The organism is Actinopolymorpha cephalotaxi (assembly GCF_013408535.1).
GTDB lineage: Bacteria > Actinomycetota > Actinomycetes > Propionibacteriales > Actinopolymorphaceae > Actinopolymorpha > Actinopolymorpha cephalotaxi.
Window position 1 is genome coordinate 1,475,981 of sequence record NZ_JACBZA010000001.1, and the last position, 26,546, is coordinate 1,502,526.

19 protein-coding genes and 1 pseudogene are annotated in these 26,546 nt (G+C 72.5%); 13 read left to right on the top strand and 7 right to left on the bottom strand.

Annotated features, from left to right (window positions below; genetic code table 11):
• The first annotated feature begins 31 nt into the window (after positions 1–31).
• From FHR37_RS06635 to FHR37_RS06645, 3 genes are all read left to right on the top strand, one after another.
• Positions 32–1,633 (top strand): ABC-F family ATP-binding cassette domain-containing protein, encoded by a 1,602-nt coding sequence (locus FHR37_RS06635; RefSeq protein ID WP_092882988.1) that lies wholly within the window; start codon positions 32–34, stop codon positions 1,631–1,633.
• A gap of 190 nt (positions 1,634–1,823) precedes the next feature.
• Entirely contained in the window at positions 1,824–2,042 is a 219-nt protein-coding gene (locus tag FHR37_RS06640; protein WP_092882987.1) for a helix-turn-helix domain-containing protein, read from the top strand.
• A gap of 228 nt (positions 2,043–2,270) precedes the next feature.
• Positions 2,271–4,154 (top strand): ABC transporter ATP-binding protein, encoded by a 1,884-nt coding sequence (locus FHR37_RS06645; protein WP_092882986.1) that lies wholly within the window; start codon positions 2,271–2,273, stop codon positions 4,152–4,154.
• 33 nt (positions 4,155–4,187) lie between these two features.
• On the opposite strand, the gene FHR37_RS06650 is transcribed toward FHR37_RS06645, so the two are convergent.
• Positions 4,188–4,946 (bottom strand): SDR family oxidoreductase, encoded by a 759-nt coding sequence (locus tag FHR37_RS06650; RefSeq protein WP_092882985.1) that lies wholly within the window; start codon positions 4,944–4,946, stop codon positions 4,188–4,190.
• Between the two features lie 186 nt (positions 4,947–5,132).
• Here FHR37_RS06650 and FHR37_RS06655 point away from each other — a divergent pair.
• From FHR37_RS06655 to alaS, 3 genes and pseudogenes are all read left to right on the top strand, one after another.
• Positions 5,133–5,930 (top strand): annotated as a pseudogene (locus tag FHR37_RS06655) (SIR2 family NAD-dependent protein deacylase).
• Positions 5,931–6,052: 122 nt separating this feature from the next.
• Entirely contained in the window at positions 6,053–7,402 is a 1,350-nt protein-coding gene (locus FHR37_RS06660; RefSeq protein WP_092882984.1) for an alpha-L-fucosidase, read from the top strand.
• A gap of 332 nt (positions 7,403–7,734) precedes the next feature.
• Positions 7,735–10,548, top strand: coding sequence for an alanine--tRNA ligase (alaS, locus tag FHR37_RS06665; RefSeq protein WP_092882983.1), 2,814 nt, complete (start codon positions 7,735–7,737; stop codon positions 10,546–10,548).
• Between the two features lie 446 nt (positions 10,549–10,994).
• On the opposite strand, the gene FHR37_RS06670 is transcribed toward alaS, so the two are convergent.
• Both FHR37_RS06670 and FHR37_RS06675 read right to left on the bottom strand, forming a co-directional pair.
• Entirely contained in the window at positions 10,995–12,812 is a 1,818-nt protein-coding gene (locus FHR37_RS06670; protein ID WP_092882982.1) for a glycoside hydrolase family 15 protein, read from the bottom strand.
• A gap of 20 nt (positions 12,813–12,832) precedes the next feature.
• Positions 12,833–13,780, bottom strand: coding sequence for an SURF1 family cytochrome oxidase biogenesis protein (locus FHR37_RS06675; RefSeq protein ID WP_092882981.1), 948 nt, complete (start codon positions 13,778–13,780; stop codon positions 12,833–12,835).
• Positions 13,781–13,918: 138 nt separating this feature from the next.
• Between FHR37_RS06675 and moaA the strand changes: the two genes are divergently transcribed.
• The gene (gene moaA, locus FHR37_RS06680) at positions 13,919–14,917 is read left to right on the top strand and encodes a GTP 3',8-cyclase MoaA (RefSeq protein ID WP_092882980.1); all 999 of its coding nucleotides are present in this window, start codon (positions 13,919–13,921) and stop codon (positions 14,915–14,917) included.
• Between the two features lie 142 nt (positions 14,918–15,059).
• Here the strand turns inward: moaA and FHR37_RS06685 are convergent, their stop codons facing one another.
• Both FHR37_RS06685 and FHR37_RS06690 read right to left on the bottom strand, forming a co-directional pair.
• Positions 15,060–15,272: a hypothetical protein gene (locus tag FHR37_RS06685; RefSeq protein WP_092883213.1), complete on the bottom strand. Its 213-nt coding sequence runs from the start codon at positions 15,270–15,272 to the stop codon at positions 15,060–15,062.
• A 281-nt stretch (positions 15,273–15,553) separates the two neighbouring features.
• Entirely contained in the window at positions 15,554–15,883 is a 330-nt protein-coding gene (locus FHR37_RS06690) for a DUF3099 domain-containing protein (protein ID WP_092882979.1), read from the bottom strand.
• 246 nt (positions 15,884–16,129) lie between these two features.
• Between FHR37_RS06690 and FHR37_RS06695 the strand changes: the two genes are divergently transcribed.
• From FHR37_RS06695 to FHR37_RS06710, 4 genes are read left to right on the top strand one after another with little or no spacing between them, the layout of a single operon-like run.
• Entirely contained in the window at positions 16,130–17,167 is a 1,038-nt protein-coding gene (locus FHR37_RS06695) for an ABC transporter ATP-binding protein (protein WP_237768721.1), read from the top strand.
• A complete protein-coding gene (locus FHR37_RS06700; RefSeq protein WP_092882977.1) occupies positions 17,164–17,895 on the top strand; it encodes an ABC transporter permease in 732 nt (243 codons plus the stop codon). The genes FHR37_RS06695 and FHR37_RS06700 overlap by 4 nt, the downstream gene beginning before the upstream one ends.
• A gap of 31 nt (positions 17,896–17,926) precedes the next feature.
• Positions 17,927–19,234 (top strand): sensor histidine kinase, encoded by a 1,308-nt coding sequence (locus tag FHR37_RS06705; RefSeq protein WP_092882976.1) that lies wholly within the window; start codon positions 17,927–17,929, stop codon positions 19,232–19,234.
• Entirely contained in the window at positions 19,231–19,845 is a 615-nt protein-coding gene (locus tag FHR37_RS06710; protein ID WP_202818028.1) for a response regulator transcription factor, read from the top strand. Before FHR37_RS06705 ends, FHR37_RS06710 begins: the two co-directional genes overlap by 4 nt.
• 19 nt (positions 19,846–19,864) lie before the next feature.
• Here the strand turns inward: FHR37_RS06710 and FHR37_RS06715 are convergent, their stop codons facing one another.
• Positions 19,865–21,487, bottom strand: a complete 1,623-nt coding sequence (locus tag FHR37_RS06715; RefSeq protein WP_092882975.1) for a CocE/NonD family hydrolase — start codon at positions 21,485–21,487, stop codon at positions 19,865–19,867.
• A 180-nt stretch (positions 21,488–21,667) separates the two neighbouring features.
• On the opposite strand from FHR37_RS06715, the gene FHR37_RS06720 reads away from it, so the two are divergent.
• Positions 21,668–23,641 (top strand): ABC transporter ATP-binding protein, encoded by a 1,974-nt coding sequence (locus FHR37_RS06720; RefSeq protein WP_092882974.1) that lies wholly within the window; start codon positions 21,668–21,670, stop codon positions 23,639–23,641.
• Positions 23,634–25,418 carry an ABC transporter ATP-binding protein gene (locus tag FHR37_RS06725; RefSeq protein WP_092882973.1) on the top strand — a complete coding sequence of 595 codons (1,785 nt, stop codon included), beginning with the start codon at positions 23,634–23,636 and terminating at the stop codon, positions 25,416–25,418. The genes FHR37_RS06720 and FHR37_RS06725 overlap by 8 nt, the downstream gene beginning before the upstream one ends.
• On the opposite strand, the gene FHR37_RS06730 is transcribed toward FHR37_RS06725, so the two are convergent.
• Complete coding sequence (locus FHR37_RS06730; protein WP_092883211.1) at positions 25,409–26,527, bottom strand: alpha-hydroxy acid oxidase; 1,119 nt, start codon at positions 26,525–26,527, stop codon at positions 25,409–25,411. The two genes, FHR37_RS06725 and FHR37_RS06730, sit on opposite strands and share 10 nt — an antisense overlap.
• Between the last annotated feature and the right edge of the window lie 19 nt (positions 26,528–26,546).

The window sequence follows — 26,546 nt, forward strand, 5'->3', positions numbered from 1 at the left end:
CTGTGTCCGTTCGACTCCGGAGCGTTCCCCCTTGATTACCGTTAGCAGTCTCGAACTTCGTGCCGGCGCCCGTCTTCTCCTCTCCGACCTCTCCTTCCGCGTCGCCGCCGGCGACCGGGTGGGCCTGGTCGGCCGCAACGGCGCCGGCAAGACGACCCTCACCCGAGTCCTCGCCGGCGAGGGCCAGCCGGCCGCCGGCACCGTCACCAGGTCCGGCTCGGTCGGCTATCTCCCGCAGGACCCTCGTACCGGCGATCTCGACATCACCGCCCGCGACCGCGTGCTGTCTGCACGCGGTCTGGACCAGGTGGTCGACCAGCTCCGCTCCGCCGAGCTGGAGATGGCCGGCGTCGGCGCCCGCAACGGCACCGACCGCGCGATGCGGAAGTACGCCCGGGCCGAGGAGGAGTTCCTCGCCCGCGGCGGGTACGCCGCCGAGTCCGAGGCCGCCCAGGTCACCGCGAGCCTGGGCCTTCCCGAACGCGTCCTGGCCCAGCCGCTGCGCACCCTCTCCGGCGGTCAGCGGCGCCGGATCGAGCTGGCCCGGATCCTGTTCTCCGGCTCCGACACCCTGCTCCTCGACGAGCCGACCAACCACCTCGACGCCGACTCGGTCACCTGGCTGCGGGAGTACCTCCGCTCCTACAAGGGCGGCCTGGTGGTGATCAGCCACGACGTCGGCCTGCTCGAGGCGACTGTCAACCGCGTCTTTCACCTGGACGCCAACCGCGCGGAGCTGGACGTCTACAACGTCGGGTGGCGCACCTACCTCGACCAGCGCGAGACCGACGAGCGGCGGCGCAGGCGCGAGCGCACCAACACCGAGCGCAAGGCGAACGCGCTGATGGCCCAGGCGGACAAGATGCGGGCCAAGGCGACGAAGGCGACCGCGGCCAAGAACATGGCCCGCCGGGCCGAGCGGATGGTCTCCGGGCTGGAGGCCGAGCGCAAGGCCGACCGGGTGGCCAGGATCAGGCTGCCGGAGCCCGCGCCCTGTGGCAAGACGCCGTTGACAGCGCAGGAGCTGTCGAAGTCGTACGGCTCGCTGGAGGTGTTCAGCGACGTCGACCTGGCCGTGGACAAGGGCAGCCGGGTGGTCGTCCTCGGGCTGAACGGCGCGGGGAAGACGACTCTGCTCCGGGTGCTGTCCGGGGTCGAGCGGCCCGACACCGGCGAGGTGGTGCCGGGTCACGGCCTCCGGCTCGGCTACTACGCCCAGGAGCACGAGACGCTCGACACCACGCGTACGGTCCGGGAGAACATGCTGGCCGAGGCGCCGCACCTCACCGACACCGAGGCGCGCAAGGTGCTCGGCTCGTTCCTGTTCTCCGGCGACGACGTGGACAAGCCGGCCGGGGTGCTCTCCGGCGGGGAGAAGACCCGGCTGGCACTGGCCCGGCTGGTGTGCTCGAGCGCCAACGTCCTGCTGCTGGACGAGCCGACGAACAACCTCGACCCGGTGTCGCGGCAGGAGATCCTGGGCGCGATCAGGTCCTACAAGGGTGCGATCGTGCTCGTCACCCACGACGAGGGCGCGGTCGAGGCGCTCGAACCCGAGCGTGTCCTGCTGCTCCCCGACGGCGTCGAGGACCTGTGGAACGCCGACTACGCCGACCTGGTGTCGCTCGCCTGAGCCGGCCCGGACGCCCGATTTCGGCGGTTCGGACGACATCCGCCGGATTGCGAATCGGTAATCGTGGCGATCAGGTGTTGCCGACGCGCATGGTCCGACCGATCATCGGGCATTGGTGGGTTGATCGAATGCCGTGCGGCTCTGCCATGTGAGCCCCAGGGCAACCGCCAACTCGCCAGCGGAGGCAAGCGTGGTCGAGACATTGAAGAAGGGCGTTCGGGTCACCGGACCACAGCGGGACAAGCTCGCCGCGGATCTGAGACGAAGGTACGACGGAGGAAAGAGCATCCGCACGATCGCTCAGGAGACCGGCCGTTCCTACGGGTTCGTGCACCGGTTGCTGAGCGAGTCCGGGGTGCGGCTTCGCAGCAGGGGCGGGGCGACCCGGGCCAAGAAGGTGCGGGCCTGACGCCGCGCCGCCGTACGCCCCCCGTCAGACGCGAGGAGCACACGTACGGAAGGCAGGCCACGGCCTTGGGACCGCGGGGGTCACCAGGGGGCTGGGCCGGTCTCTGCGAGACCATGATGCCCTGACGAAAGAACCCCCTGGCCGGGGAAGACCTTCACCGGCCAGGGGGTTCACTGTGCGGACGGTCCGTGCGGACGGTCGCCGACGAAGGGAAACCGCGCCTTGAGCATGCACGGTGGTGGCTGGGGCACGATGCGTTCCTTCACCCGGGACCGCTCGGCTGCCCGCCGGCGGCTGGCGCCCGGCACGATCCGGCGGATCGCGGCGTTCGCCCGGCCCTACAAGGGGTTCGTCGTCGGCCTGACGGTGCTGCTGGCGGTCGACGCCGCCGCCGGCGCGGTCACGCCGCTGATCTTCCGGGAGATCATCAACGAGGGCGTGCTCGGCAAGGACTCGAGCCTGGTGGTCCGGCTGGCCCTGGTGGTCGCGGGCATCGCCGTGCTGACCGGCGCCCTCGGCCTGGTCGAGCGCTACTGCGGCTCTCGGATCGGCGAGGGCCTGATCTACGACATGCGCTCGCGGGTGTTCGCGCACATCCAGCGGATGCCGCTGGCGTTCTTCACCCGTACCCAGACCGGCGCCCTGGTGTCCCGGCTCAACAACGACGTTCTCGGCGCACAGCAGGCGTTCACCTCCACGCTGTCGAACGTCGTCAGCAACCTCCTCACCGCCGTGTTCACGCTGAGTGCGATGTTCGTGCTGTCCTGGCAGATCACCCTGGTCTCGCTGGTCATGCTGCCGCTGTTCCTGCTGCCGGCGCGCTGGCTGGGACGCAAGCTGCAGGCGATCACCCGGGAGTCCTACGACCTCAACGCGCAGATGAACTCGATGCTGACCGAGCGGCTCGGCGTGTCCGGCGCCCTGCTGGTGAAGCTGTTCGGCCGGCACGAGGCGGAGGACGAGGCGTTCGGGCAGCGGGCGGCCCGGGTCCGCGACATCGGCGTCACCCAGGCGATGTACAGCCGGGTGTTCTTCACCGCGCTGATGCTGGTCGCCTCACTGTCGGTGGCGCTGGTCTACGGCTGGGGCGGTGTCCAGGCGGTGGCCGGAGCACTGAGCGTCGGAACACTGGTGGCGCTGACGGCGTACCTCACCAGGCTGTACGGCCCGCTGACCGCGCTGTCCAACGTGCACGTCGACATCATGACCGCACTGGTGAGCTTCGAGCGGGTGTTCGAGGTGCTCGACCTGGAGCCGCTGGTGAAGAACCTCCCCGGCGCCCGCGACCTGCCGGCCGGCGTGCCCGCGAGCATCGAGTTCGACCGGGTGAGCTTCGAGTACCCCCGCGCCGCCGACGTCTCGCTGGCGTCGCTGGAGACCGTCGCCGTCCTCGACCAGACCGCGTCCGCCCAGGTGCTGCACGAGGTGTCGGTGCGCGCCGAAGCCGGGCAGCTGGTGGCGCTGGTCGGGCAGTCCGGTGCGGGCAAGACGACGATGACGCACCTGGTCACCCGGATGTACGACGTCACCTCGGGTGCCCTGCGGGTGGGCGGCATCGACGTCCGCGACCTCACGCTTGAGTCGCTGCGGTCGGCGATCGGGGTGGTCACCCAGGACCCGCACATGTTCCACGACACCATCCGGGCCAACCTGCTGTACGCCAGGCAGGACGCCACCGACGACGAGCTCGTCGAGGCGCTGCGGGCCGCGCAGATCTGGACGCTCGTCAGCGGACTGGCCGACGGGCTGGACACCGTGGTGGGCGAACGCGGCTACCGGCTGTCCGGCGGGGAGAAGCAGCGCCTCGCGATCGCCCGGCTGCTGCTCAAGGCGCCCCGGATCGTCGTCCTGGACGAGGCGACCGCGCACCTGGACTCGGAGTCGGAGGCCGCGGTGCAGAAGGCCCTCGCCACCGCGCTGACCGGCCGGACGTCGCTGGTGATCGCCCACCGGCTGTCGACCGTACGCGACGCCGACCTCATCGTCGTGCTGGACGAGGGGCGGATCGCCGAGCGCGGGACGCACGAGCAGCTGCTGGCCGCCGGCGGGCTGTACGCCGAGCTCTACCGGACGCAGTTCCGACCCCAGGCCGAGGCGCAGGGCACGCTGTAGCGCGGGGGCGCCCGCGCTACTTGGGGTACGACCTCAGATCGCGCGGGTGGCGCCACCGTCGACGGAGACCGTCGTACCGGTCATGTACGACGCCACCGGGGCGAGCACGAACGCCGCCACCCGGCCGAACTCCAGCGGTGAGCCGTACCTCCGCAGCGGGATCTCCGCCTCGCGCCGGCGGCGGTAGGCCTCCGGATCGGGGCTCTGGTCGGCGATCTCGCGGGTGCGTTCGGTGTCGAAGCTGCCGGGCAGCAGGGCGTTGACGCGTACGCCGGCCGGCCCCAGCTCGTCGGCCAGCGTCTTGGCCAGCCCGGCCAGGCCGGGGCGCAGGCCGTTGGAGATCGCCAGCCCCGGAATCGGCGCGCGCACCGAACTCGACAGGACGAACGCGATCGAGCCGCCGTCGCGGCAGGCCGTGGCGACCGAGCGGGCCAGCCGCAGGCCACCGAGGAACACCGACTCGAACGCCGACCGCCACTGCTCGTCCTCGGCGTCCATCGCGGTGCCGGGCGCGGGCCCGCCGACGCTGATCAGCGCGCCGTCCAGCCGTCCCCACTTCGCCATCGCGGTGGCGACGAGGCGTTCGGACGAGGCGGGCTCGGCGTTGTCGGCCGCGACACCGACGGCCCGCGCGGTGCCCAGGCTCGCGGCGGCGCGTTGCACGCCCTCCTCGCTGCGCGCGGAGATCACCACGTAGGCACCCTCCGCGACCAGCACCTCCGCCACCGCGCGGCCCAGCCCGCGACTCGCACCACTGAGTAGGAACACCCGGTCCCGCACGCCAAGATCCACGGTGCCTCATCCTTCCTCATGACGGTCACGCCATGCGCACTGACACGCTGGGTGGTCCGACCAGTCTGGGCATCCCGGAGCGCCGGGCCGGCCTCCGTCACGCCGGGTGCGCTCGGGTGCGGCGCCGCGGGACGGTCCGCTGCGGCCGGTCGCGGTCCGCCCGCGTCCTCGCGTACGGTCGGTGGCATGGCGGCTGGCGGCGGGTCCGGTGGTGTCTTCGAGGACGACCGCTCCGTGGGCGCCTGGCTGCGTACGGCCGGCACAGTCACCGTCCTCACCGGCGCCGGGATCTCCACCGACTCCGGCATCCCGGACTTCCGCGGCCCGAACGGCGTGTGGACCCGGGACCCGAAGGCCGAGCGCCTGTCCACTCTGCAGGACTACCTCGCCGACCCCGGCCTGCGCGCCGAGGCGTGGCGCCGCCGACTCGACCACCCGGCCTGGTCGGCCCGGCCCAACCCCGCCCACACCGCACTTGCCCGGCTGGAGGAAGCCGACCTGGTGGCCGCGGTCGTCACGCAGAACATCGACGGGCTGCACCAGCGCGCGGGGTCGCGGCGGGTGATCGAGATCCACGGCACGATCTGGTGGGTGACCTGCGTGGACTGCGGGCTTCGTACGCCCATGCGCGACGTGCTGGCCCGGGTGGAGACCGGCGAGGCGGACCCGCGCTGCCTGCGCTGAGGCGGCATCCAGAAGTCGGCGACGATCTCGTTCGGGGAGTCGCTGGACCGCGCGGTGCTGCTGGCCGCGCAGGAGGCGGCCCGCGCGTGTGACCTGCTGCTCGCGATCGGTACGTCGCTGCAGGTCCACCCGGCGGCCGGCCTGTGCGACGTCGCGCTGCGGGCGGGTGCCCGGCTGGTCGTGGTCAACGCCCAGCCGACGCCGTACGACGACGTGGCGTCGGCGGTCCTGCGTACTCCCATCGGCGAGGTGCTGCCCCGGCTGGCCGACGAGGCGACCGGCCACCCGGAGCTCTCGTAGAAAGTCCTGGGACGGCCTGTCGGAGGGATGGCCTAGGGTTCGACCCGCCTCGGAAGATCGCGACAGAAGATCGCAACAGAAGAGGCGGCTGAAGTGACCCGGACGGACCCCAGGGAGCGCCCATGACGCACGCCGTGCCCTCGAGCCGACGCCCGACGCCCGCACAGCTGGCCTGGCAGCGCGCCGGGATGGGGATGTTCTGCCACTTCGGCATCAACACGTTCTTCGACAAGGAGTGGAGCGACGGCACGCTGCCGCCCTCGGGGTTCGCGCCCACCGACCTGGACGCGCGGCAGTGGGTGGACACCGCTGTCGACGCCGGCATGCGCTATGTCGTGCTCACCGCCAAGCACCACGACGGCTTCTGCCTGTGGCCGACCGACACCACCGACTACTCCGTCCGGTCCTCGCCGTGGCGGGGCGGGCGCGGCGACGTCGTCGAGGAGCTCGCCCAGGCCTGCCGGGACGCGGGGCTCGGCCTCGGGCTCTACCTGTCGCCCTGGGACCGCAACGCCGCCTGTTACGCCGACCCGGCCGCCTACGACGACTTCTACGTCCGCCAGCTGACCGAGCTCTGCACGCGGTACGGCCCGTTGTTCGAGGTGTGGTTCGACGGCGCCGGCTCCGAGGGCCGGGTCTACGACTGGGACCGGATCATGGACGTGCTCGACCGGCACCAGCCGGACGCGATGGTGTTCAACATGGGCCGCCCCACCATCCGCTGGGTGGGCAACGAGGACGGGCTGGCCGCCGACCCGTGTGAGTACGTCGTCTCCGCGGTCGACGGCGACACCGGCAGCGAGGGCGGTGACCGGGCATGGCTCGGCGAGGGTCGCTACCTGCCGCCGGAGTGTGACGTACCGATCCGGCGGCACTGGTTCTGGCAGTCCGACGACCTGGCGACGCTGAAGAGCCTGGAGCACCTGCTGGCGATCCACCAACGCTCGGTGGGGCTCGGCGCCGGCCTGCTGCTGAACGTCCCGCCGGACCGGCGTGGGCTGCTGGACGACCACGACCGTGCTCGGCTGGGCGAGTTCGGTGCGGAGCTGCGACGCCGCTTCGGGTCCGGGCGGCCGGGTGTGCTGACCGCCGAGCCGGACCCGACGACACGTTCGGGGGCGCCGACGGACGCGGGCACGACGGACGCGGTCACGACGGTGGTCCGGGTCGACCTCGGTGCGCGGATGTCGTTCGACCACGTGGTTCTCGGTGAGGATCTCGCGGCCGGGCAGCACGTCACCGCGCACGAGGTGCTCGTCGACGGGACGGTGGTGGCGGCCGGCGGCACCATCGGGGTACGCCGGATTCATCCCTTCGGCGAGGTGACTGCCGATCGGCTGGAGATCCGGCTCACGGGAGCCGGCGCCGCGCTGGCGGAGGTCACCGCGCACCGGACCGGAGTGACCCGGGCGCCGGACCTGGAGGAGCAACCGGACTTCTCCGCGGAGAAGGTGGACGCGCCGGCGACCTGACCGGTGGTCCGGCTCCGGAAAACCCGCTGGAGCCGGCAGGCCGGGCTCGGCATACTGGGCTCGGCACACGTGGCTGGGCACACGTGGCACGGACGAGAGCCGTCCGGGTGACCGGTGCACGACACCGGCCGGGCGGCGTGAGCCGTCGGCAGCAGTCGACAACAACGACGTGAGCGAGAAGGGTCGAGCGATGCGGGTCGGACAGCGAGCTAGGTGCGCCGAGCTGGGCGCCGAGGTCCGTCTTCGCTGACTCCTCGACCGGCCCTCGGTCCGGCTCGGCGTGAACGCGATTCCCGTTCGCTCCGCCGATCTTCGAAGAACCGAGGCCTCTCGTGCGCACCGTCGACATCCGCCGTACCTTCCTGAACTTCTTCACCGACCGCGACCATCAGGTCGTACCGTCCTCCTCCCTCGTCACCGACGACCCCACCATGCTTTTCACCACCGCCGGCATGGTGCAGTTCAAGCCGTACTTCCTGAGGCTCTCCACCCCGCCCGCGACCCGGCTCACCTCGGCGCAGAAGTGCGTGCGGACCGTCGACATCGAAGGAATCGGGCACACCGACCGGCACACGACGTTCTTCGAGATGCTCGGCAACTTCTCCTTCGGCTCCTATGGACCGGACGAGGTGGTGCCGTGGGCGTACGAGTTCCTCACCGAACGCCTGGGCCTTGACCCCGGCCGGCTGTGGGCGACCGTCTACCGCGACGACGACGAGACCCCGGCCCGCTGGCAGCGGATCGGCATCCCGCCCGAACGCATCCAGCGGCTCGGCATGGCCGACAACTACTGGTCCACCGGCGGGCCCGGGCCGTGCGGGCCGTGCACGGAGATCTTCTACGACCGGGGCCCGGAGTTCGGCCGCGACGGCGGACCGGCCGCGGACCCCGACCGGTTCCTCGAGGTCTGGAACCTCGTGTTCATGCGGCACGTACGCGGCGAGGGCGGCACCGACGACGACTTCCCGATCGTCGGTGACCTGCCGCAGGCGTGCGTGGAGTCCGGGCTCGGCGTCGAACGCGCGGCCGTGGTGCTGCAGGACGTACCCCACATCCACCGCACCGACGCGCTCCTGCCGGTGCTGTCGAGCGTGCTCGGCCAGGCGTCGGGATCACGCACCCGGTCGCCGGAGCTGTCCGCGCGGATCGTCGTCGACCACGTGCGGGCGGCATCGTTCCTGCTGGCCGACGGCGTACTGCCCGGCCCGGACGGGCGTGGTTACGTGCTGCGCCGGCTGGTCCGCCGGGCGGTCCGGCACGCGCGTCTGCTCGGGGTCGAGTCGCCTGTGCTCGCCGACCTCGCCGACCAGGTGGTCGACACACACATGGAGTCCTGGCCGGAGCTTTCCGGGCACCGCGCGCTGGTCCGGCAGGCGATCGCGCACGAGGAGGAGGCGTTCGGCCGGACACTGACGCACGGCACCCGGCTGCTGGACACCGCGATCCGGCGGGCGAGGGCGGAGTCCGGAACACCGGAACCCTCGGGACCCTCGGGGTCCTTGGAGCCGGCGCGGACCGCGGGATCCTCGGGGCGGCGGCCCGCGCTGTCCGGCCGTACGGCGTTCGAACTCCACGACACCTACGGCTTCCCGGTCGACCTCACCGTCGAGGTGGCGGCGGAGGCGGGACTCACGGTCGACACCGACCGGTTCGCGGCGCTGATGGAGCACCAGCGTGAGCGGGCGCGGCAGGCGCGAACCTCGGCGTCCGGCGACGTCGACGTGCCCTACCGCGCGCTCGCCGAGCGACACGGGCCGACCCGGTTCGTCGGCTACGACCGCCACCAGGCGGACGGCACCGTGCTGGCGCTGGTGCGCGACGGCCGCGAGCTCGCGGTGGCGACCGAGGGGGAGCGGTGCACGCTCGTCCTGGACCGCACGCCGATGTACGCGGAGTCCGGTGGCCAGGTCGGTGACACCGGAACGATCCGGGTGGCGTCCGGTTCCGGGTCGCCGGGGCCGGACGGCGACACCAGCCTGCGGGTGCTGGACACCCGGCGTGGGCCCGGCGGCCTGCACGTGCACGAGGTCGAGGTGGTCCACGGCGAACTCCGGCCGGGTGAGCCGGCTCAGTCGACCGTCGACGTGCGGCGCCGGCAGGCGACCGCGCGTTCGCACAGCGCGACGCACGTGCTGCACGCGGTTCTCCGGGAGCACCTCGGCGGCCACGCGCGCCAGCAGGGCTCTCTGGTGGCGCCGGGACGGCTGCGGTTCGACGTGTCGCACTTCGCGCCGCTGGACCCCGACCAGGTGCGCGCGGTCGAGGACGGGGTCAACCAGCGGCTGCTGGCCGATCCCGAGGTGCGCGTGTGGGAGACCAGCCAGGCCGAGGCGCGGGCCGCGGGTGCGATCGCGTTGTTCGGCGAGACGTACGGCGAGGTGGTCCGGGTCGTCGACATCGGCGACTTCTCCCGAGAGCTGTGCGGCGGCACGCACGTCGGGCACGCGAGCGCGGCGGGGCCGGTACGGATCGTGGGAGAGTCCTCCGTCGGTGCCGGGGTACGCCGGCTGGAGGCGCTGACCGGCGTGGACGCGCTGCGGTACGCCGACCACGAACACCGGCTGCTGGAACAGATCCAGGACCTGCTCGGCGGGTCCGGCGGGTCCGGTCGGTCAGGCTCCGGCGCGTCGGGGGACCGGATCCTCGACCAGCTCCGGCGGCGGCTCACAGATCTCGCCGACGCCGAACGGGAGCTCGGCAAGCGCCGCCGGGCGGACCTGCTGGCGGGTGCGGACCGGCTGGTGAGCAGGCGCCGGGACACCGCGTCCGGCGGCTGGCTGGTGGCGAGCCGGGTGGACGAGCCCGGCGGTGTCGATGCGGGCGGTGTGGACTCGCGTGACGTCGACCTCCGGGAGCTTGCGCAGGCGGTGCTGGAACGCGGTCCGCGGGACCGGCCCGGCGGCGTCGTCCTCGCTCGCGCGTACGACGGCAGGGCGCAGCTGGTGCTGGCGGTCGACCCGTCGTCGGCGGGTCGCGGCACCGCCAAGGAGCTGTTGACACCGGCCGGTCGCGCGATCGGCGGGGGCGCGGGCGGCAACGGTTCGTTCGCGCACGCGGGTGGCCGCGACGTCGAGCGGCTGGACACCGCGCTCGCGCTGGCGGCCGACCGGCTGACCGAGCACCTCGACGCGACCGCCGGAGCCTGACCGCCGCGGGGTTCGCGGAGTTTTCCCAAGCTGGGAAGACTTGTGGGTGCCATAGGCCCCATAAGTCTTCCCAGCTCGTCCCGATCCCAGGTCGTTCCTCCGCGGAAGAACGCCGAGGACAAGGCGACAGGCGCCAGGGTCGTGCGGGGGGCGACGCGAAGCGAACGGGCCGATGCCTGGCGAACGTGAAGAGTCCGGGTGGTCAGAGCCACCCTCACTCTTCACACTCTCGCCTCGACCTGGCCCGCCGCGGCGAAGCGTGAAGACGACCGGTGCCCAGGACCACCGCCGGTCTTCACGCTTGCCCGGGCTACCGGACGTCCTCGGAAAAGCCGGCACTCACAAGGGATCGGAGTGGCGGATTCTTCCGCGGAAAAAGGGCGGAGGCCGTTCGGCGGCACGAGCATTCTTCCGCGGAAGAATCCTGGACGTCCCGAGCCCGGAGCTCATTCCTGCGAGGCGGCGTGGTTCGGGTCGCTGCGCACCGGGGTGCCGCCGTCCAGGTGCAGGGCCGAGTTGATCAGCGCGATGTGGCTGTACGCCTGCGGGAAGTTGCCCACCATCCGGCGGTGGCGCGGGTCGTACTCCTCCGAGAGCAGTCCGACGTCGTTGCGCAGGTCCAGCAGCCGGCAGAACAGGTCGCATGCCTCGCGCGTACGCCCGATCATCGCCAGGTCGTCGGCCAGCCAGAACGTGCACGCGAGGAAGGTCCCCTCGGTCCCGGGCATCCCGTCGGTGCCGCGCCGGCCGCCCTCGTCACTGGGGTAGCGCATCACCAGCCCGTCGCGGGTGAGCTCGCGCTGCACGGCCTCGATGGTGCCCACCACGCGCGGGTCGTCCGGCGGCAGGAAGCCGACCTGTGGGATCAGCAGCAGCGCGGCGTCCACGTCGCGGGAACCGAACGACTGGGTGAAGGTGTTGCGGTCGGCGTCGTACCCCTTGGCGCACACCTCGCGGTGGATCTCGTCCCGGACGGCGCGCCACTTCCCGACCGGGCCGCGCACCCCGTACTCCTCGACCGCCCTCACCGCGCGGTCCATCGCCACCCAGGCCATCACCTTGGAATGGGTGAACGGCCGGCGCGGACCGCGTACCTCCCAGATCCCCTCGTCGTGGTCGTGCCAGTGCTCACTGAGGTGGGAGATCAGCACCGCCTGCAGCGACCACGACTCCTCGTGCGGGTCGAGCCCGGCCTGGCGGGCCAGCGCGAGGGCGTCGATCACCTCGCCGTACACGTCCAGCTGGAGTTGGTCGACCGCCAGGTTGCCGACCCGGACGGGGCGGGAGTCCTCGTAGCCGGAAAGCCACGGCAGGTCGTACTCCAGCAGCCGGCGCTCACCGGCCACGCCGTACATGATCTGCAGGTCGGCCGGAGATCCGGCCACCGCGCGCAGCAGCCACTGGCGCCACGCGGCCGCCTCCTCGTCGTACCCGCTGCGGATCAGCGCGGACAACGTCATGGTGGCGTCGCGCAGCCAGCAGTAGCGGTAGTCCCAGTTGCGGCTGCCGCCGATGTCCTCGGGTAGCGAGGTGGTGGCCGCGGCCACGATCCCGCCGGTCGGCTCGTACGTCAGCGCCTTCAATGTCAGCAGCGAACGCTGCACCGCCTCCCGCCACGGGCCGGCGTAGATGGACTGCCCCGACCACGCCTTCCACAGCGCCTCGGTGTGGGCGAGTTCCTCGTCGGCGTCGACCGGGGTCGGCGGCGGCAGGTGGGAGGGATGCCAGGTGAGTACGAACCGCACCCGGTCGTTCGCGCACACCTCGAAGTCGGAGTACGTCGCGAAGTCCCGCCCGTACGTGGGTACGTCGGAGCGCAGCCAGACCGCGTCCGGACCGGCGACCGCGGCGATCTGCTGGTCGATCTTGCGGACCCACGGGACGACGGTGCCGTAGTCGAAGCGCAGCCGCAGGCAGCTGCGCATCGGCACCCGCCCGGAGATGCCCTCGACGATGCGCACGATGTCGGGCGCCTGGTGCCGGGGCGGCATGAAGTCGATCACCCGGACCGCACCCTCGGGGACCTCCCACTCGGTCTCCAGGACCAGCGTGTCGCCTCGGTAGCGCCGCCGGGCCGCACGCGCCGAGCCGCCGCGGGGAGCGACCGTCCAGTGGCCGTTGTCCGCCTCGCCGAGCAGGGCGGCGAAGCACGCGCCGGAGTCGAAGCGGGGGAAGCACAGCCAGTCGATGGAGCCGGACCTGCTGACCAGGGCGGCGGTCTGCATGTCGCCGACGATGGCGTAGTCCTCGATGGGTGCCGCCATGCCCACGCTCCTCACCGCCGTCAGGTGGAACGCCGTGCGCTGTCCTCGTCCTCCAGTGTCGCGCTCCCACCCGAGTGCCCGCGAGTGCCTGTCGGACCGGGCGGGCCGGGGCGGTCGGGCGGTCCGGGGGTTCGCCCCGGGGGTGTGCGTCCGGGTGCGGTGCGCCCGGGCGCTTGGCGGGGTTGGCCGGGTTGGCGGGGTTCGTTGGGTTCGACCCGCATGTTCCGGAGCCGTTCGCGCAGCCGGCCCTCGTGTGCCTCGTCGTACGCCAGGAAGATCGCGCCGCCGACCGCGATCAGCGCGAACATGTACCACTGGAACGCGTACGCCAGGTGCGGCCCCTCCGACAGCTCCGGCGGCGGCAGCATGTGGGGGAGGTCGGCGCGCTGGGCGGGGATCTGGCGGGCGAGTTCGATGTAGTCGCCGAGCAGGGGGTACGGCACGGCCGCCGAGATCGCCCGGACCTGGATGAACCGGACCTGCCCGTCGTTCACCGGCACCTGCCGGTCCGCGGCCTCGCTGGCCCGGACCCGCGCGATCACGGTGACCTCGCCGGCGGGCGGGGTGGGCGCCTTCGGTGCGCCGGTGGACCGAAGGCTGGGAATCCAGCCCCGGTTGACCAGCACGGCGTACTTCGACCCGGCCAGCCGGAGCGGGGTGACGACGTCGAAGCCGGGCTCGCCCTGCAGCGGGCGGTAGCGGACCAGGATCTGGTGTGCGGCGTCGTAGGTGCCGCGGGCCTTCACCGTCGCGTACTCCCTGCCCGAGCCCACCGAACGGCCCGGCACCAGCACGTCGCCGACGGGGCGGGCGGACACGCCGGAGTTGCTGGTGATCAGGGCGTTCTGCGCGCGGCGCGCCTCCAGGCGGTGCAGCTGCCAGCCGGCGAGTTCGACGCACACGGCGGCCGCGATCACGACCGCGACCATCATGGCGAGCCAGCGTGGCCGCAACAGGAAGCGGTACACGATGTGACGCTAACCGAACCAGCCCGGCGGGCCACCCATCGGGGTGGCGGTGGGCCGACCTCGGTGTTGGGTGGAGTCCGCTGGCGGGTACGGCCTCGAGCTGGGGCGTCTGTCGGAGGCGTGACCTAGGCTGGGCGAATGGTCGCGCAACTACTGGACTCCTTCGGCCGGGTGGCAACCGATCTGCGGGTCTCCCTGACCGACCGGTGCAACCTGCGCTGCACCTACTGCATGCCCGCCGAAGGGCTCGCCTGGCTGCCCGGGCCGGAGCTGCTCAGCGACGACGAGGTGGCCCGGCTGGTCGAGGTCGCCGTGTGCCGGCTCGGCGTACGCGAGGTCCGCTTCACCGGCGGCGAGCCACTGGTCCGGCGTGGCCTGGTCGACATCGTTTCCCGTACGGCCCGACTGTCGCCCCGGCCGGAGATCTCGCTCACCAGCAACGGCATCGGGCTCACCCGGCTGGCCGCACCACTACGCGACGCCGGGCTGGACCGGATCAACGTCTCCCTCGACACGCTGCGCCCGGACACGTTCGCCCGGCTGACTCGCCGCGACCGGTGGAACGACGTGGTCGACGGACTCGCCGCCGCGGCCGACGCGGGGCTGACCCCGGTGAAGGTCAACTCCGTGCTGATGCGCGGCACCAACGACCACGAGGCGCCCGACCTGCTGGCCTGGTGCCTGGAGCGCGGATACGAACTGCGGTTCATCGAGCAGATGCCGCTGGACGCCCAGCACGGCTGGGACCGCCAGACGATGGTCACCGCTGAGGAGATCATCGACCGGCTGGAGGCGCGCTTCGCTCTGGTGCCCGACGACCCCGCCCGACGGGGCAGCGCACCCGCCGAGTCGTTCCTCGTCGACGGCGGCCCGGGCCGGGTCGGGGTGATCGCCTCGGTGACCAGGCCCTTCTGCGGCGACTGCGACCGCGTCCGGCTCACCGCCGACGGGCAGGTCCGCAACTGCCTGTTCGCGCGGTCGGAGTCCGACCTGCGCACCGCGCTGCGGGCAGGCGCCGACGACGACGAACTCGCCCGGCGCTGGCAGGCCGCGATGGCCAACAAGCTGCCCGGGCATGGGATCGACGACCCCAGCTTCCTGCAACCATCCCGCCCCATGTCCGCCATCGGCGGCTAGCCCGGCGCCCCCGCATCCACCCGGGCGGCGTTGTCGTCGTCTCGCGTAGAACCCCGCTACGCGTTCCTCCTCCGCCTTGCCAGTGCGGCGCGGGAACACCGGGCCCGGCGCTGCCCCCGCATCCATGCCGGCGGCGTTGCCGTCAGGCGGGGGAGAAGGGTTCCACTTCGCGCAGGAAGCCGCGGGCCGACAGGAAGTCGGACAACTGGGCGCGATGAGCGTCACACGCGAGCCAGGTCTTGCGTCGTTCCTCGGTGTGGATGCGCGGATTGTTCCAGCGCAGCGCCCACTCGGCGGGCGCGGTGCAGCCCTTGGCCGAACAGATCGGCTCGTCCTCGAAGACGCTCTCGGTCACGACCACACCTCACCGCGCGACTGCCGCTCCTGCGAGGGCGACCCTGGGGAGCCGGGCCGACAGGGCCGGTTGGGGCTCCGGTCAGCCTGACTGCAAAGAGTCGCTGAGAGTGCCCACATTCGGCGGGGAAGCTCACGCTGAGTCATAAATAACGGTCCGTAGATGACAAGAAGCGATGCCGGGCAGCCACGGGGGAAGCCGCCCGGCATCGCATCACGTCGCACTCCGACGGGGGAAGCGGAGCGCGCAGAACGAGTCTGGCACGAAGGCACCAGGTAGGTCTAGCCGGTCCTCACGTTATTTTGCGGGGGGACAGGGCGCTCCGGGGGCGCCGGAAGCTCCAGCCGATGATCAGGCAGGAAGGCCGGCGGCGGAGTCTTGGTGCGTTCCCGGCCGGCGTTGGCGATCACGACAGCGATGTACGGCAGGAAGACCGCGGCCACGATGAGCAGCCATCGAGCGATGCCCTGAGTGACGAACGCGCCCACGAAACAGAGCGTCCGCACCCCCATGGAGATCAGGTAGCGCACCTCCCGGGACCGAACATCGGCCTTCAGACTGCGTGGAGCTCCGGAGATCCGGAACACGCTCTGATCCGACTTCTGGTTCATTCCACCTCCCGCACCTGATCTACGGTACGCGTGACCACCGACAGGTCCCACCGGCATCGGACCCCCGGTGCCCCCGAGCGGCCGGGATGCGCCCCGGTCCGCCCCGGATCACCGTGTCCCTACCCCCTCAGGACCGCCCGGCGTGCCAGAACGTGACACCGTCCGCCCCGGACGTGACAGATGTCATGCCGGGACCAGGATCACCGGCGCAGGGTGAAACGCCGCCGGACGGGCACCGTGGACTCCGTGACGACACCATCCAGTACGGCACGGTCCCGTACGAATTCATCCCGTACGTCACGACGGCGTACGGCATCCTCGGGCGCATTCCCGGCCACGACCGGCATGGCGGTCCACCTGTCCGGGCTGGTGAAGAGCTACGGCCACGTGCACGCGGTGCGCGGTGTCGACCTCGACATCGCGCCCGGCGAGGTGGTGGCGCTGCTCGGCCCCAACGGCGCCGGCAAGTCCACCACCGTCGACATGTTGCTCGGCCTGGCCAGGCCCGACCAGGGCACGGTCTCGTTGTTCGGTGTCGAGCCCGCGCAGGCGGTCGCGCAGGGACACGTGGGCGCGATGCTGCAGGCCGGGTCGCTGCTCCCGGACGCGACGGTCGGCGAACTGGTCGCGATGTTCGCGGCCCTGCACCGCGCGCCGTTGCCGGTGAAGGAGGCGCTGGAGCGGGCGGGCATCGCCGACCTCGCGGACCGGCCCACCGGCAAGCTGTCCGGCGGGCAGGCCCAGCGGGTGCGGTTCGCCCTGGCCGTCGTACCCGACCCGGTCCTGCTCGTCCTGGACGAACCCACCGTCGGGATGGACGTGGAGTCCCGGCGCGCCTTCTGGGCCTCGATGCGCGACCTCACCGCGGCCGGCCGGACCGTGCTGTTCGCCACCCACTACCTCGACGAGGCCGACGACTACGCCGACCGGGTGGTGCTGATGCGGTCCGGCCGGATCATCGCCGACGGGACCGCCGCCGCGATCAAGAACCAGGTGAGCGGCCGGCGCATCAGCGCTCGCCTGCCCGGCGCGGACGCCGCCCGGCTCGGTGCCCTGCCCGGTGTGTCCGAGGTCGCGGTGCACGGTGACCAGGTGACGCTGCACTGCACCGACGCGGACGCCGCGCTGCGCGCGCTGTTGCCGGCGTACGAGCAGGCCGCGGACATCGAGGTGCGCAGTGTCGACCTCGAGGACGCCGTGGTGGCTCTCACCTCCGCCGCCGAGGACCAGGCAAAGGACCGGGCCGGGAAGCTGGCCGCCGAGGACCGGAGGAGTTCCTCATGACCACGCGATACCTCATGCTGGAGGCGCGCCGCGCCTACCGGAACAAGCGGTTCCTCGTCTTCACCGTGGGAATGCCGGTGGTGCTGTTCCTGATCTACGTCCAGATGTACGGCAAGGGAGCCATCCACGGCGTGGACGTCCGGGCGTACCTCATGGTCTCGATGGCGGCGTTCGGCGCGATGAGTGGCGCCATGTCGGCGGGCACGCGGATCGCGCTGGAACGCCAGAGCGGCTGGAACCGCCAGCTCCGGCTGACGCCGCTCAAGCCGGTCTCCTACCTCGTGGCCAAGGCCGCGGTGGCCATGGTGGTGGCCGTTCCCTCCGTCATCCTGGTCTACGGCGCGGGCGCCCTGGTCGCGCACGTCCGGCTCAGCCCGCAGGAGTGGGTGGTGTCGGCGGCCGGGCTGTGGCTGGCGCTGATCCCGTTCGCGGTGATCGGGGTCGTCATCGGGTACGTCGCCTCGCCCGACAGCGCCCAGGCGATCTTCCCCGCGATCTTCATGACCCTGTCGCTGTTCGGGGGCATCTTCATCCCGGTGGAGGCGATGCCGAAGCTGATGGCCAACCTCGCGCAGCTGCTCCCGTCGTACTGGCTCGGCATCATCGGCCGCAGCCCGCTCGGCCTCGGCGGGTTCGAGTGGAAGGCCGTGCCGGTGTTGCTGGCCTGGACCGTGGTGCTCACACTGATCGTGGTGCGGCGCTACCGCGTCGACACCGCCCGAACGTGACCTTGCGAACACCTACCGCAAACTGGAGTCGATGAGCGTGACCCCAGTCGTGAACGGCAAGGATGCGGCACCCGATCGACCGGACGCCGGTCGACCGGTGGCCGCGTCCTCCGGTGCCGGCTTCCCGGACGTCGCGGGCCCGGGCGACTCCCGCGAGCCCGCATTGATCCGGCGGAGCCGCCTGGGACGGTGGCGTGGCGTCGTCGGCGCCTCCCTGTGGCTGGTCTTCCTGGCTTCGCCGGTGTCGACGGCACTGGAGCGGCATCCCTCCTGGGAGGGGCAGTTGCTCGTCGCCGCGGTCACCGTGGCGTTCTGCGCGACCTATGTCCCGATCTTCTTGTTGGTGCGACGGGGAGCCGATCAGCCGCGCGCGATGGTGTTGCTGGTGACTCTGGCGGCGCTGTGCGTCGCGTTCTGTCTGCTGGCCGGCGAGGACGGCATGTTCTGTCTGGTCTACCTCGCCGCGGGCGGTGCCGCCGAGCTCCCGGCGCGCACGTCGGCATGGTGGACGGCGGGATGCGTCGCGGCGACGATCGCGGCACCGCTGGCCGTGCCGGGATGGCACCTCACCCCGGAAGGCACGATGTCGGTGCTGCTGGGAGCGCTGGCCTCCTCGGCGTTCGTCAGCCTGCTCCGGCGCAACTGGCAGTTGCGCGAGGCCCAGGGCACGATCGCCCGGCTGGCCGTCGCCGACGAGCGGCTGCGCTTCTCCCGCGACCTGCACGACATCCTCGGGCACAGCCTCACCGTCATCACTGTCAAGGCGGAGTTGGCAGGGCGGCTGATCGAGCAGCGGCCCGAACGCGCCGCCGACGAGATCGCCGACGTCGAACGCCTGGCGCGGGAGGCGCTGGCCGACGTCCGGGCGACGGTCGCGGGATACCGCGCCACCAGCCTGGCCGCCGAGCTCAGCCAGGCCCGGCACGCGCTGGAGTCGGCCGGGATCGAGGCGGTGCTGCCGAACTCCGCCGACGAGGTGACCGGCCCGCCGCGCGAGGTGTTCGGGTGGGTCGTGCGCGAGGGCGTGACCAATGTCGTACGGCACAGTGGGGCGGCGACCTGCACCGTACGGCTGACGCCCACCAGTGTGGAGGTCGTCGACGACGGGAGCGGGTCGCGTTCCGGCAAGGGTCGCGACGGCCGGATCCGCAACGGTCACGAACAGGCCGGCCAGGCATCGGTCGAGCGGCCGTTCAACCTCTCCGACGGATTCGACGAAACCTCCTCCTCACACGGACTGGTCGGCCTGGCCGAGCGAGTCCGCGCCGCCGGTGGCAGCCTCACCGCCGGTCCGCTGCCCGAGGGCGGGTTCGCGTTGCGGGCGGAGGTGCCCGCGTGAGCGGGCAGATCCGGATCCTGCTCGCCGACGACCAGCACCTGGTCCGTGGTGCGCTCGCCGCACTGCTGTCGCTGGAGGCCGACCTGGAGGTGGTCGGCGAGGTGAGCCGGGGCGACGAGGTGGTGGATCGCGCGCGGGAGACCAAACCCGACGTGGCGTTGCTGGACGTGGAGATGCCCGGTGCCGACGGGATCACCGCCACCCGGGAGCTGCGGGCGGCGCTGCCGGACTGCCGGGTGCTGGTGGTCACGACGTTCGGCCGGCCCGGCTACCTTCGCCGCGCGCTGGCCGCGGGCGCGAGCGGGTTCGTGGTGAAGGACACCCCCGCGTCCCAGCTCGCCGACAGCATCCGGCGGGTGCACCAGGGGCTGCGGGTGGTGGACCCGACGCTGGCGGTGGAGTCGCTCACGGCGGGGGAGAGCCCGCTGACCGCGCGGGAACGCGACGTGCTGCTGGAGACCCGCGGCGGCGGTACGGTCGCCGACATCGCCCGGGCGCTGGTGCTGTCGGAGGGGACCGTACGCAACCACCTGTCCAGCGCCATCGGCAAGACAGGTGCGCGTACCCGCGCGGAGGCGGTGCGGATCGCCGACGCCAACGGCTGGCTGTGAGGAGCCGCCGGGACAGGCCCTACAGCGTTCCGGCGTACGTGGGAAGGACGATCCGCGACGCCGCCCGGCCGCCGCGGTGGACAGCCTGGTCACCGGCCGGGCACAGGTCGAACCTCGGGTAGTTCGACGACGCGATCTCCACCCGGATCCGGTGCCCGGCCCGGAATGTCATCGCGGTCGACCCGACGGTCACCTCCACCTCGGTGCTCCCACCCGCTGCCGGCTCCACCCGCTGGATCGAGTCGACCACCGACATCGCGGTGCCGTCCGGGTGCACGTCGACCAGCTTCACCGTGACGTCGGCGACCGGTGCCGTCGACTCCAACACCACGTGCGCGCGGACCGTGCCGAGCACCGTCAGGTCCTGGTTGAGCACGTCGCCGGTGTAGACGAGCACGTCCGGCCGGCGTTCCACGTCGCGCTGGTCGCGCGGACCTGCCTCGGGGAGTACGGGATGCAGGGTGCGCCCGCCGTTGGTGGGTACCGGGTCGGCCGGATCGTGGCGGTAGCGGTCGGCGCCCGACTCCTGAGGTGTGGGCCGGTCCAGCCGGCCGTCGGCGGCGAGATAGAAGGCGGTCTCGTTCGAAGGGGGCGGCCAGGCCGCCAGGTCGAGCCACCGGTTGGCACCCATGACGTAGACCCGTACGCCGTGCGGCACGTCCCCACCGGCCAGGCCCGCGGCGAGGAAGCCGGACTGCTCCTCGAACAGCCCGTTGAAGTCGCCCATCGCGGCGACGCCGAAGTCGAGCTGCCCGGTCGTCCGCCGCAACATCGACAGGTGCGACCACGGGCCGACGACCAGCCGCTGGCGATGAGCCGCCCGCCCGTCGTCGCCGGCCAGCAGGGAGTAGCCGGCGATGGTGTTCTCGCAGAACAGGTCGTGCCAGCCGGCGAGGTGGTAGCCGGCGACGTCGGCGCCGGCCCCGTCGAGGCTGGTGGTGGCGTCGAGCTCGGCCCACGGGTCGCCCGCGGCATCGCCCGAGCCGGCGGCGGCGCCGGACGCGGCGCCGGTGGAGCTCAGCCAGTTCTGCCAGTCCGGGCTGATCGCCGCCAGGGTCTTCTCGGCCTGGGGGAGGGAGGCCGGCCAGGTGTCCAGTGCCCCGACCGCCGCCTGGCGTACGCCGTCGTCGAGGTTGCTGCCGAGCGCGCCGATCCCCAACGTCCAGGAGGAGAAGACGCCGAGCTGGAGCGCGCCGCCCTCGTACACCGCCGACCGGATCCGCGGCCCGGCCACGGCCGGCGCGACCACCCGCAGCCCGGCGGGGCGGTCGGCCAGGGCGAGCCACTGGGTGAAGCCGTTGTAGGAGGCGCCGATCATCGCGACCGCGCCGGCCGACCACGGCTGGGTGGCGCACCAGGCGACGGTGCGCGCGCCGTCGTCGCGTTCGGACCGGAACGGCGTGAACTGCCCGGCGGAGTCCCAGCGCCCGCGGACGTCCTGGGTGACGACCGCGAAGCCGAGCCGGGCCAGGCCGACCGCGTCGTGTGCGGCCCGGGCGGACGCGCGGCCGTAGGGGGTGCGGACCAGTACCGCCGGGTGCTGCTGCCCGTCGTCGGCGACCGTCACGTCGGTCGCCAGCGCGGTCCCGTCGGCGGTTGTGACGGTGGTGTCGAGGGTGAGGACGCGCGGGGCCGAGATCACGTGGGGAGCCTACGTTCGCGACGCCGCGTGAGCGGTGGCCCGGCGGCCTGGCTGTCCGGCCCTGGTCGCCTGCGCTCGCCGGCGCCCTTAAGCGAACCTCCCGCGCCCTGACATCGAAGTGGCGCTGGCTGACGCCTTGTTGACGTTGACATGACGTCTTTGTGACGCCATGCTGCCGTCATGACATTGGCCGAACGAGTTCGTGCGCTTCCGCGCCGTTGGCCCGGTTTCGAGTCGATTCGGGGCATTCCGATCCTGTTGCGCCTGCTGCCCTCGGTGAGCCGGCGGCTGTCCGTCCTGCTGGGGGTGGGTGTCCTGCTGGCCGCCGCGCTTCCGGTGGCCGCCATCGCGCTGACCGGCCTGCTGGTGGGCTCGATCCCGGCGGCTGTCCGGGGCGGACTGGACTCCGCGGCCGGCCACCGGACGCTCGACCTGCTCGTCGCCGTCGGCGTGCTGATCGTGGTGCAGCGCTTCGTCGCGCCGCTGCTGCGCGCGGTCTCGATGACGCTCGGCCGGGAGACCGACCGCTACCTGCAGGATCGCGTGCTCGCCGCGGTCGGCCGCCCGGGCGGGATCGCGCACCTGGAGGACCCCGACGTCCTCGCGCACGTACGCCTGGTCAAGGGGCTCGGCGCCGACGCGCAGCGGCCGGGTCTCGCGGTCGAGGGACTCGGCTACGTCCTGCCGTCCTGGCTGCAGGCGCTCGGCTCGGCCGTGGTCCTGTTGTTCTTCTCCTGGTGGATCGGCCTGCTGTGGTTGGTGGTCTGGCCGATCGTGGTGTTCGCGATGCAGCAGGAGTACCTCCGCGTCGGCGAGGTCGGCTACGGCCGCAGCGACGCCCTGCGCCGTGCCGAGTACCTCCGCGACGTCGCGCTCGGACCCGCCGCCGGCAAGGAGGTGCGGGTGTGGGGGATGCTCGGCTGGCTGGTCGCCGCGTTCGAACGCGCGTGGTACACCGCGATGGCGCCGGTGTGGAAGGTGCGCAGCCCACGGGGGAGCGTGCTGTTCGGGGCCAGCGGTGCGGTGCTGGCGGTCAACGCCGTGTCGTACGGACTGCTGGCCTGGGCCGCGACCCGCGGCGACCTGTCCGTGGCGGCGGTGGCGATCTACACGCAGGCGCTCGCCGGGGTGAACTCCTACACCGCCTTCGACGACCGCAACGTCTACCTGTCCTACGCCGCGGTGACGGTGCCGAAGGTGCTCGCCCTGGACGCCCGGCTGGGTGGCCCGGGCGGCTACTCGGACGCAAGCGGTGGCTCCTCGCGGGCGCCGGTCACCGTCGTCGAGCCGACCGCGTCGGCGACCGGACGGGACCGCCCGCGTACCGACGTCAGGTTCGACGACGTGACGTTCCGGTACCCGCGCGGCGAGCGTACCGCCCTGCACGGACTCGACCTCACCATCGCGGCCGGCCGGTCGCTGGCGATCGTGGGGGAGAACGGCGCCGGCAAGACGTCGCTGGTCAAGCTGCTGTGCGGCCTGTACGCGCCGACCGAGGGGCGGCTGCTGGTGGACGGCCACGACCTCGCCGGCCTGGACCCCGCGGCGTGGCGGGACCAGGTGGCCGTGCTCTTCCAGGACTTCGCCCGCTACCACCTGCCCGTACGCGACAACATCGGGCTCGGCGCACCGGCGTACGCCCACGACGAGGACCGGCTGCGGTCGGCCGCCCACAAGGCCGGCGTCCTGGACCTGGTCGAGTCGCTGCCGCACGGCTTCGACACCGTGCTGTCGCGGGAGTACACCGGCGGCGTCGACCTGTCCGGCGGCCAGTGGCAGCGGATCGCGCTCGCCCGGGCGATGTTCGCGGTGCAGGCCGGCGCCCGGCTGCTGATCCTGGACGAGCCGACCGCCGCGCTGGACGTGCGCGCGGAGGCGGAGCTGTACGAGAGGTTCCTGGAGCTCACCGAGGGGCTCACCACGTGCCTGATCTCGCACCGCTTCTCGACCGTACGCCGGGCCGACCGGATCGTCGTCCTCGCCGACGGCGGCGTGGTCGAGGACGGCAGCCACGAGGAGCTGATGGACCTGGACGGGCGGTACGCCGAGATGTTCACCCTGCAGGCCTCGAGGTTCCTCGACGAACAGACCGCGCACTCGGCTGACGGGCAGGGGCTCGCGGCCACCGGAGAAGGGACGCAGACCCATGCGTGAGGCACTACGCGCCTACCGGATGACGATGGCGATCGGGTTCCGCGCGGCACCCTGGCGAGCGACGTTCCAGCTGGTCACCGGTGTGATCGAGGCGCTGGTGCCGGTGGTGCTGGCGTACGGCGCGAAACTCGTCGTGGACGCCGCGATGGCCCGCGACCTGGGACCTGCGCTGTGGGCCGCCGGCCTGCTCGCCGGTGTGGTCGCGGTCAGCCTGGTCAACGTCTTCTACTACTGCGACTGCGTGTTCGGCGTGATCGAACGGGCCCAGGCCTACGCCGAACGGCGGCTGATGGTGCTGCTCGGCGGGGTGGACGGCCTGGCGCACCACGAGCGCCCGGAGTACCTCGACCAGGTGCAGCGCATCCGGGAGGAGAGCCGCTCCCTCGGGACGATGGTGAACGCCACCGCCGGGATGCTGCGGTCGCTGGTGTCGCTGGCGGGGGCCGGCGTGCTCCTGGGCCGGGTGCACCCTGCGCTGCTGGCGCTGCCACTGGTCGCGGTCGTGTCCATCGTGATCGGCCGGCGGGCCCGGGACCTCGACGTCGCCGCGCAGGAGGTGACCACCGAGCCCGAACGCCTGCGCCGGCACCTGTTCGACGTCGCGACCTCCGCCTCGGCCGGTAAGGAGCTGCGGGTCTTCGGGCTCACCGGCGAGCTCCGCGCCCGCCACGACGAAGTAGCCGGCCGCGTCGTCGCCGAACGCAACCGCGCCACCTGGCGGGGCGCGGTGCTGGGTGCGGTGGACGCGCTGGTGTTCGCCGCGGCGTACGTCACCGCGATCGCGTTCGTGCTGGTCCTCGCCGTGCGCGGGCAGGCAACCCCCGGCGACGTGGTGCTGGCCATCGGGCTGGCGGCGCAGCTGACCTCGATCGTGTCCACGGCCGTCTCGTACGGCACGAGTCTCATGCACGTGCTGAAGGTCGGGCTGCGGCTGCTCTGGCTGGAGGACTACGCGGCGAAGGAGGCGTACGTCCCGGCCCACCCGGCGGCGGTGCCGACCCGGCTGCGCGAGGGCATCGAGGTGCGCGACGTGTCGTTCGGCTACCCCGACACCGGCGGGAAGGTGCTGGACCGGCTGTCGCTGCGGCTGCCGGCCGGCAAGGTCGTCGCCCTGGTCGGCGAGAACGGCGCCGGGAAGACCACCCTGGTGAAGATGCTGTGCGACTTCTACCGTCCGGACGCAGGGGCGATCCTGGTGGACGGTACGCCGCTGGCGGACTTCCCGGTGGAGGAGTGGCGGTCCCGGCTGAGTGCGGCGTTCCAGGACCACGTGCCGTTCGAGTTCACCGCCCGGGAGGCGGTCGGGGTGGCCGACCTGCGCCGGGTCGACGACGACGCGGCCGTGCTGGCCGGCCTGGAACGCGCCGGCGCGAGCGGGGTGCTGACGGCGCTGCCGAACGGCCTGGACACCCAGCTCGGCACGTCCTGGGAGGGCGGGGTCGACCTGTCCGGCGGCCAGTGGCAGCGGCTGGCGCTCGGCCGCGGCCTGATGCGCACCGACCCGCTGCTGGTGGTGTTCGACGAGCCCACCGCCGCGCTCGATCCGCAGACCGAGCACGCGATGTTCGAACGCTTCGCCGCGGCCGCGCGCAGCGGGGCGCGCCAGGGCACCGTCACTTTGCTGGTCTCGCACCGGTTCTCGACCGTACGCATGGCCGACCTGATCGTCGTGCTGTCGCGCGGGCGGGTGCTGGAGCAGGGCAGCCACGCCGAGCTGATGGAGCACGGCGGGTTGTACGCCGAGCTGTACGGCCTGCAGTCGCGCGCCTACCGGTGAGGGTGAGCCGGGCGCAGCAGGTCGGGCGTGACGTCGGCGATCGACGCGCATCCGCACAGGGCGAGCGTCTCCTCCAGGTCGGCCCGCATCGCCACCAGCAGGTCGCGCACCCCGGCGGCGCCGCCGGTGGCCAGCGCCCACACCGCCGGCCGGCCGATGAAGGCCGCGGTGGCGCCGAGGGCCAGCGCGCGGACGACGTCGCGGCCGGTGCGGATCCCGCCGTCGACGTACACCTCCACCTCCTCCGGCAGCGCGGCCCGCACCTCGGCCAGCGCACGCGCGGTGGGTACGGCGCCGTCCAGCTGGCGGCCACCGTGGTTGGACACCCACACCGCGTCCGCGCCCGCGTCGGCACAGGCGCGGGCGTCGTCGCCGCGCACCACGCCCTTCACCACCAGTGGCAGCCGGCCGGACACCTCGGCCAGCCAGGCCAGGTCGGCGAACGTCACCCCAGGGTCCTGCCACACGCCCTCGTCCCCGCGGGCGCGCAGCTCCGGGACGAGCACGGGGGAGACCGCGGCGGGCGGGAACGCCGTGGACCGCGCCTTCTTCGCGACGTACGGCGTGTCGACGGTCAGCACCAGCGCCCTCGCACCGGCGGCCGCGGCCCGCTCGACCACGGTCGCGGTGAGGTCGCGGTCGCGGAGGACGTACAGCTGCAGCCACCACGGCCCGGCCGCGCCGGCGAGCTCGCCGAACGTCGCGGTGGCCCGGGTGGACAGGGCCAGCAGGGACCCCGCGTGTGCGGCGCCGGTGGCCGTGCCCAGCTCGCCGTCGGGATGCACCAGCCGCTGGTAGCCGGTCGGGGCCACCTGGACCGGCGAGCTGACCGGCGTACCCAGCACGGTCGTGGAGGTGTCCACCCTGCCCACGTCACGCAGCACCCGCGGCGCCAGGGCCAGCTCCCGCCAGGCGGCCAGGTTGGCGGCCAGCGTCTCCTCCACCCCGGAGCCGGTGGCGATGTAGTCGTACACCTGCGCCGGCAGCACCGCCCGGGCCGCCGCCTCGAGGTCGCGGGGCTCGACCGGCGGGGCCGTCACGGCGGCCGACGCCGCCACGGGAACGGGAGTGGGTGCGTCCGGACGAGGAGTGGGAGGCACGGAGGTCATGACGGCCATTGTTCCGTCT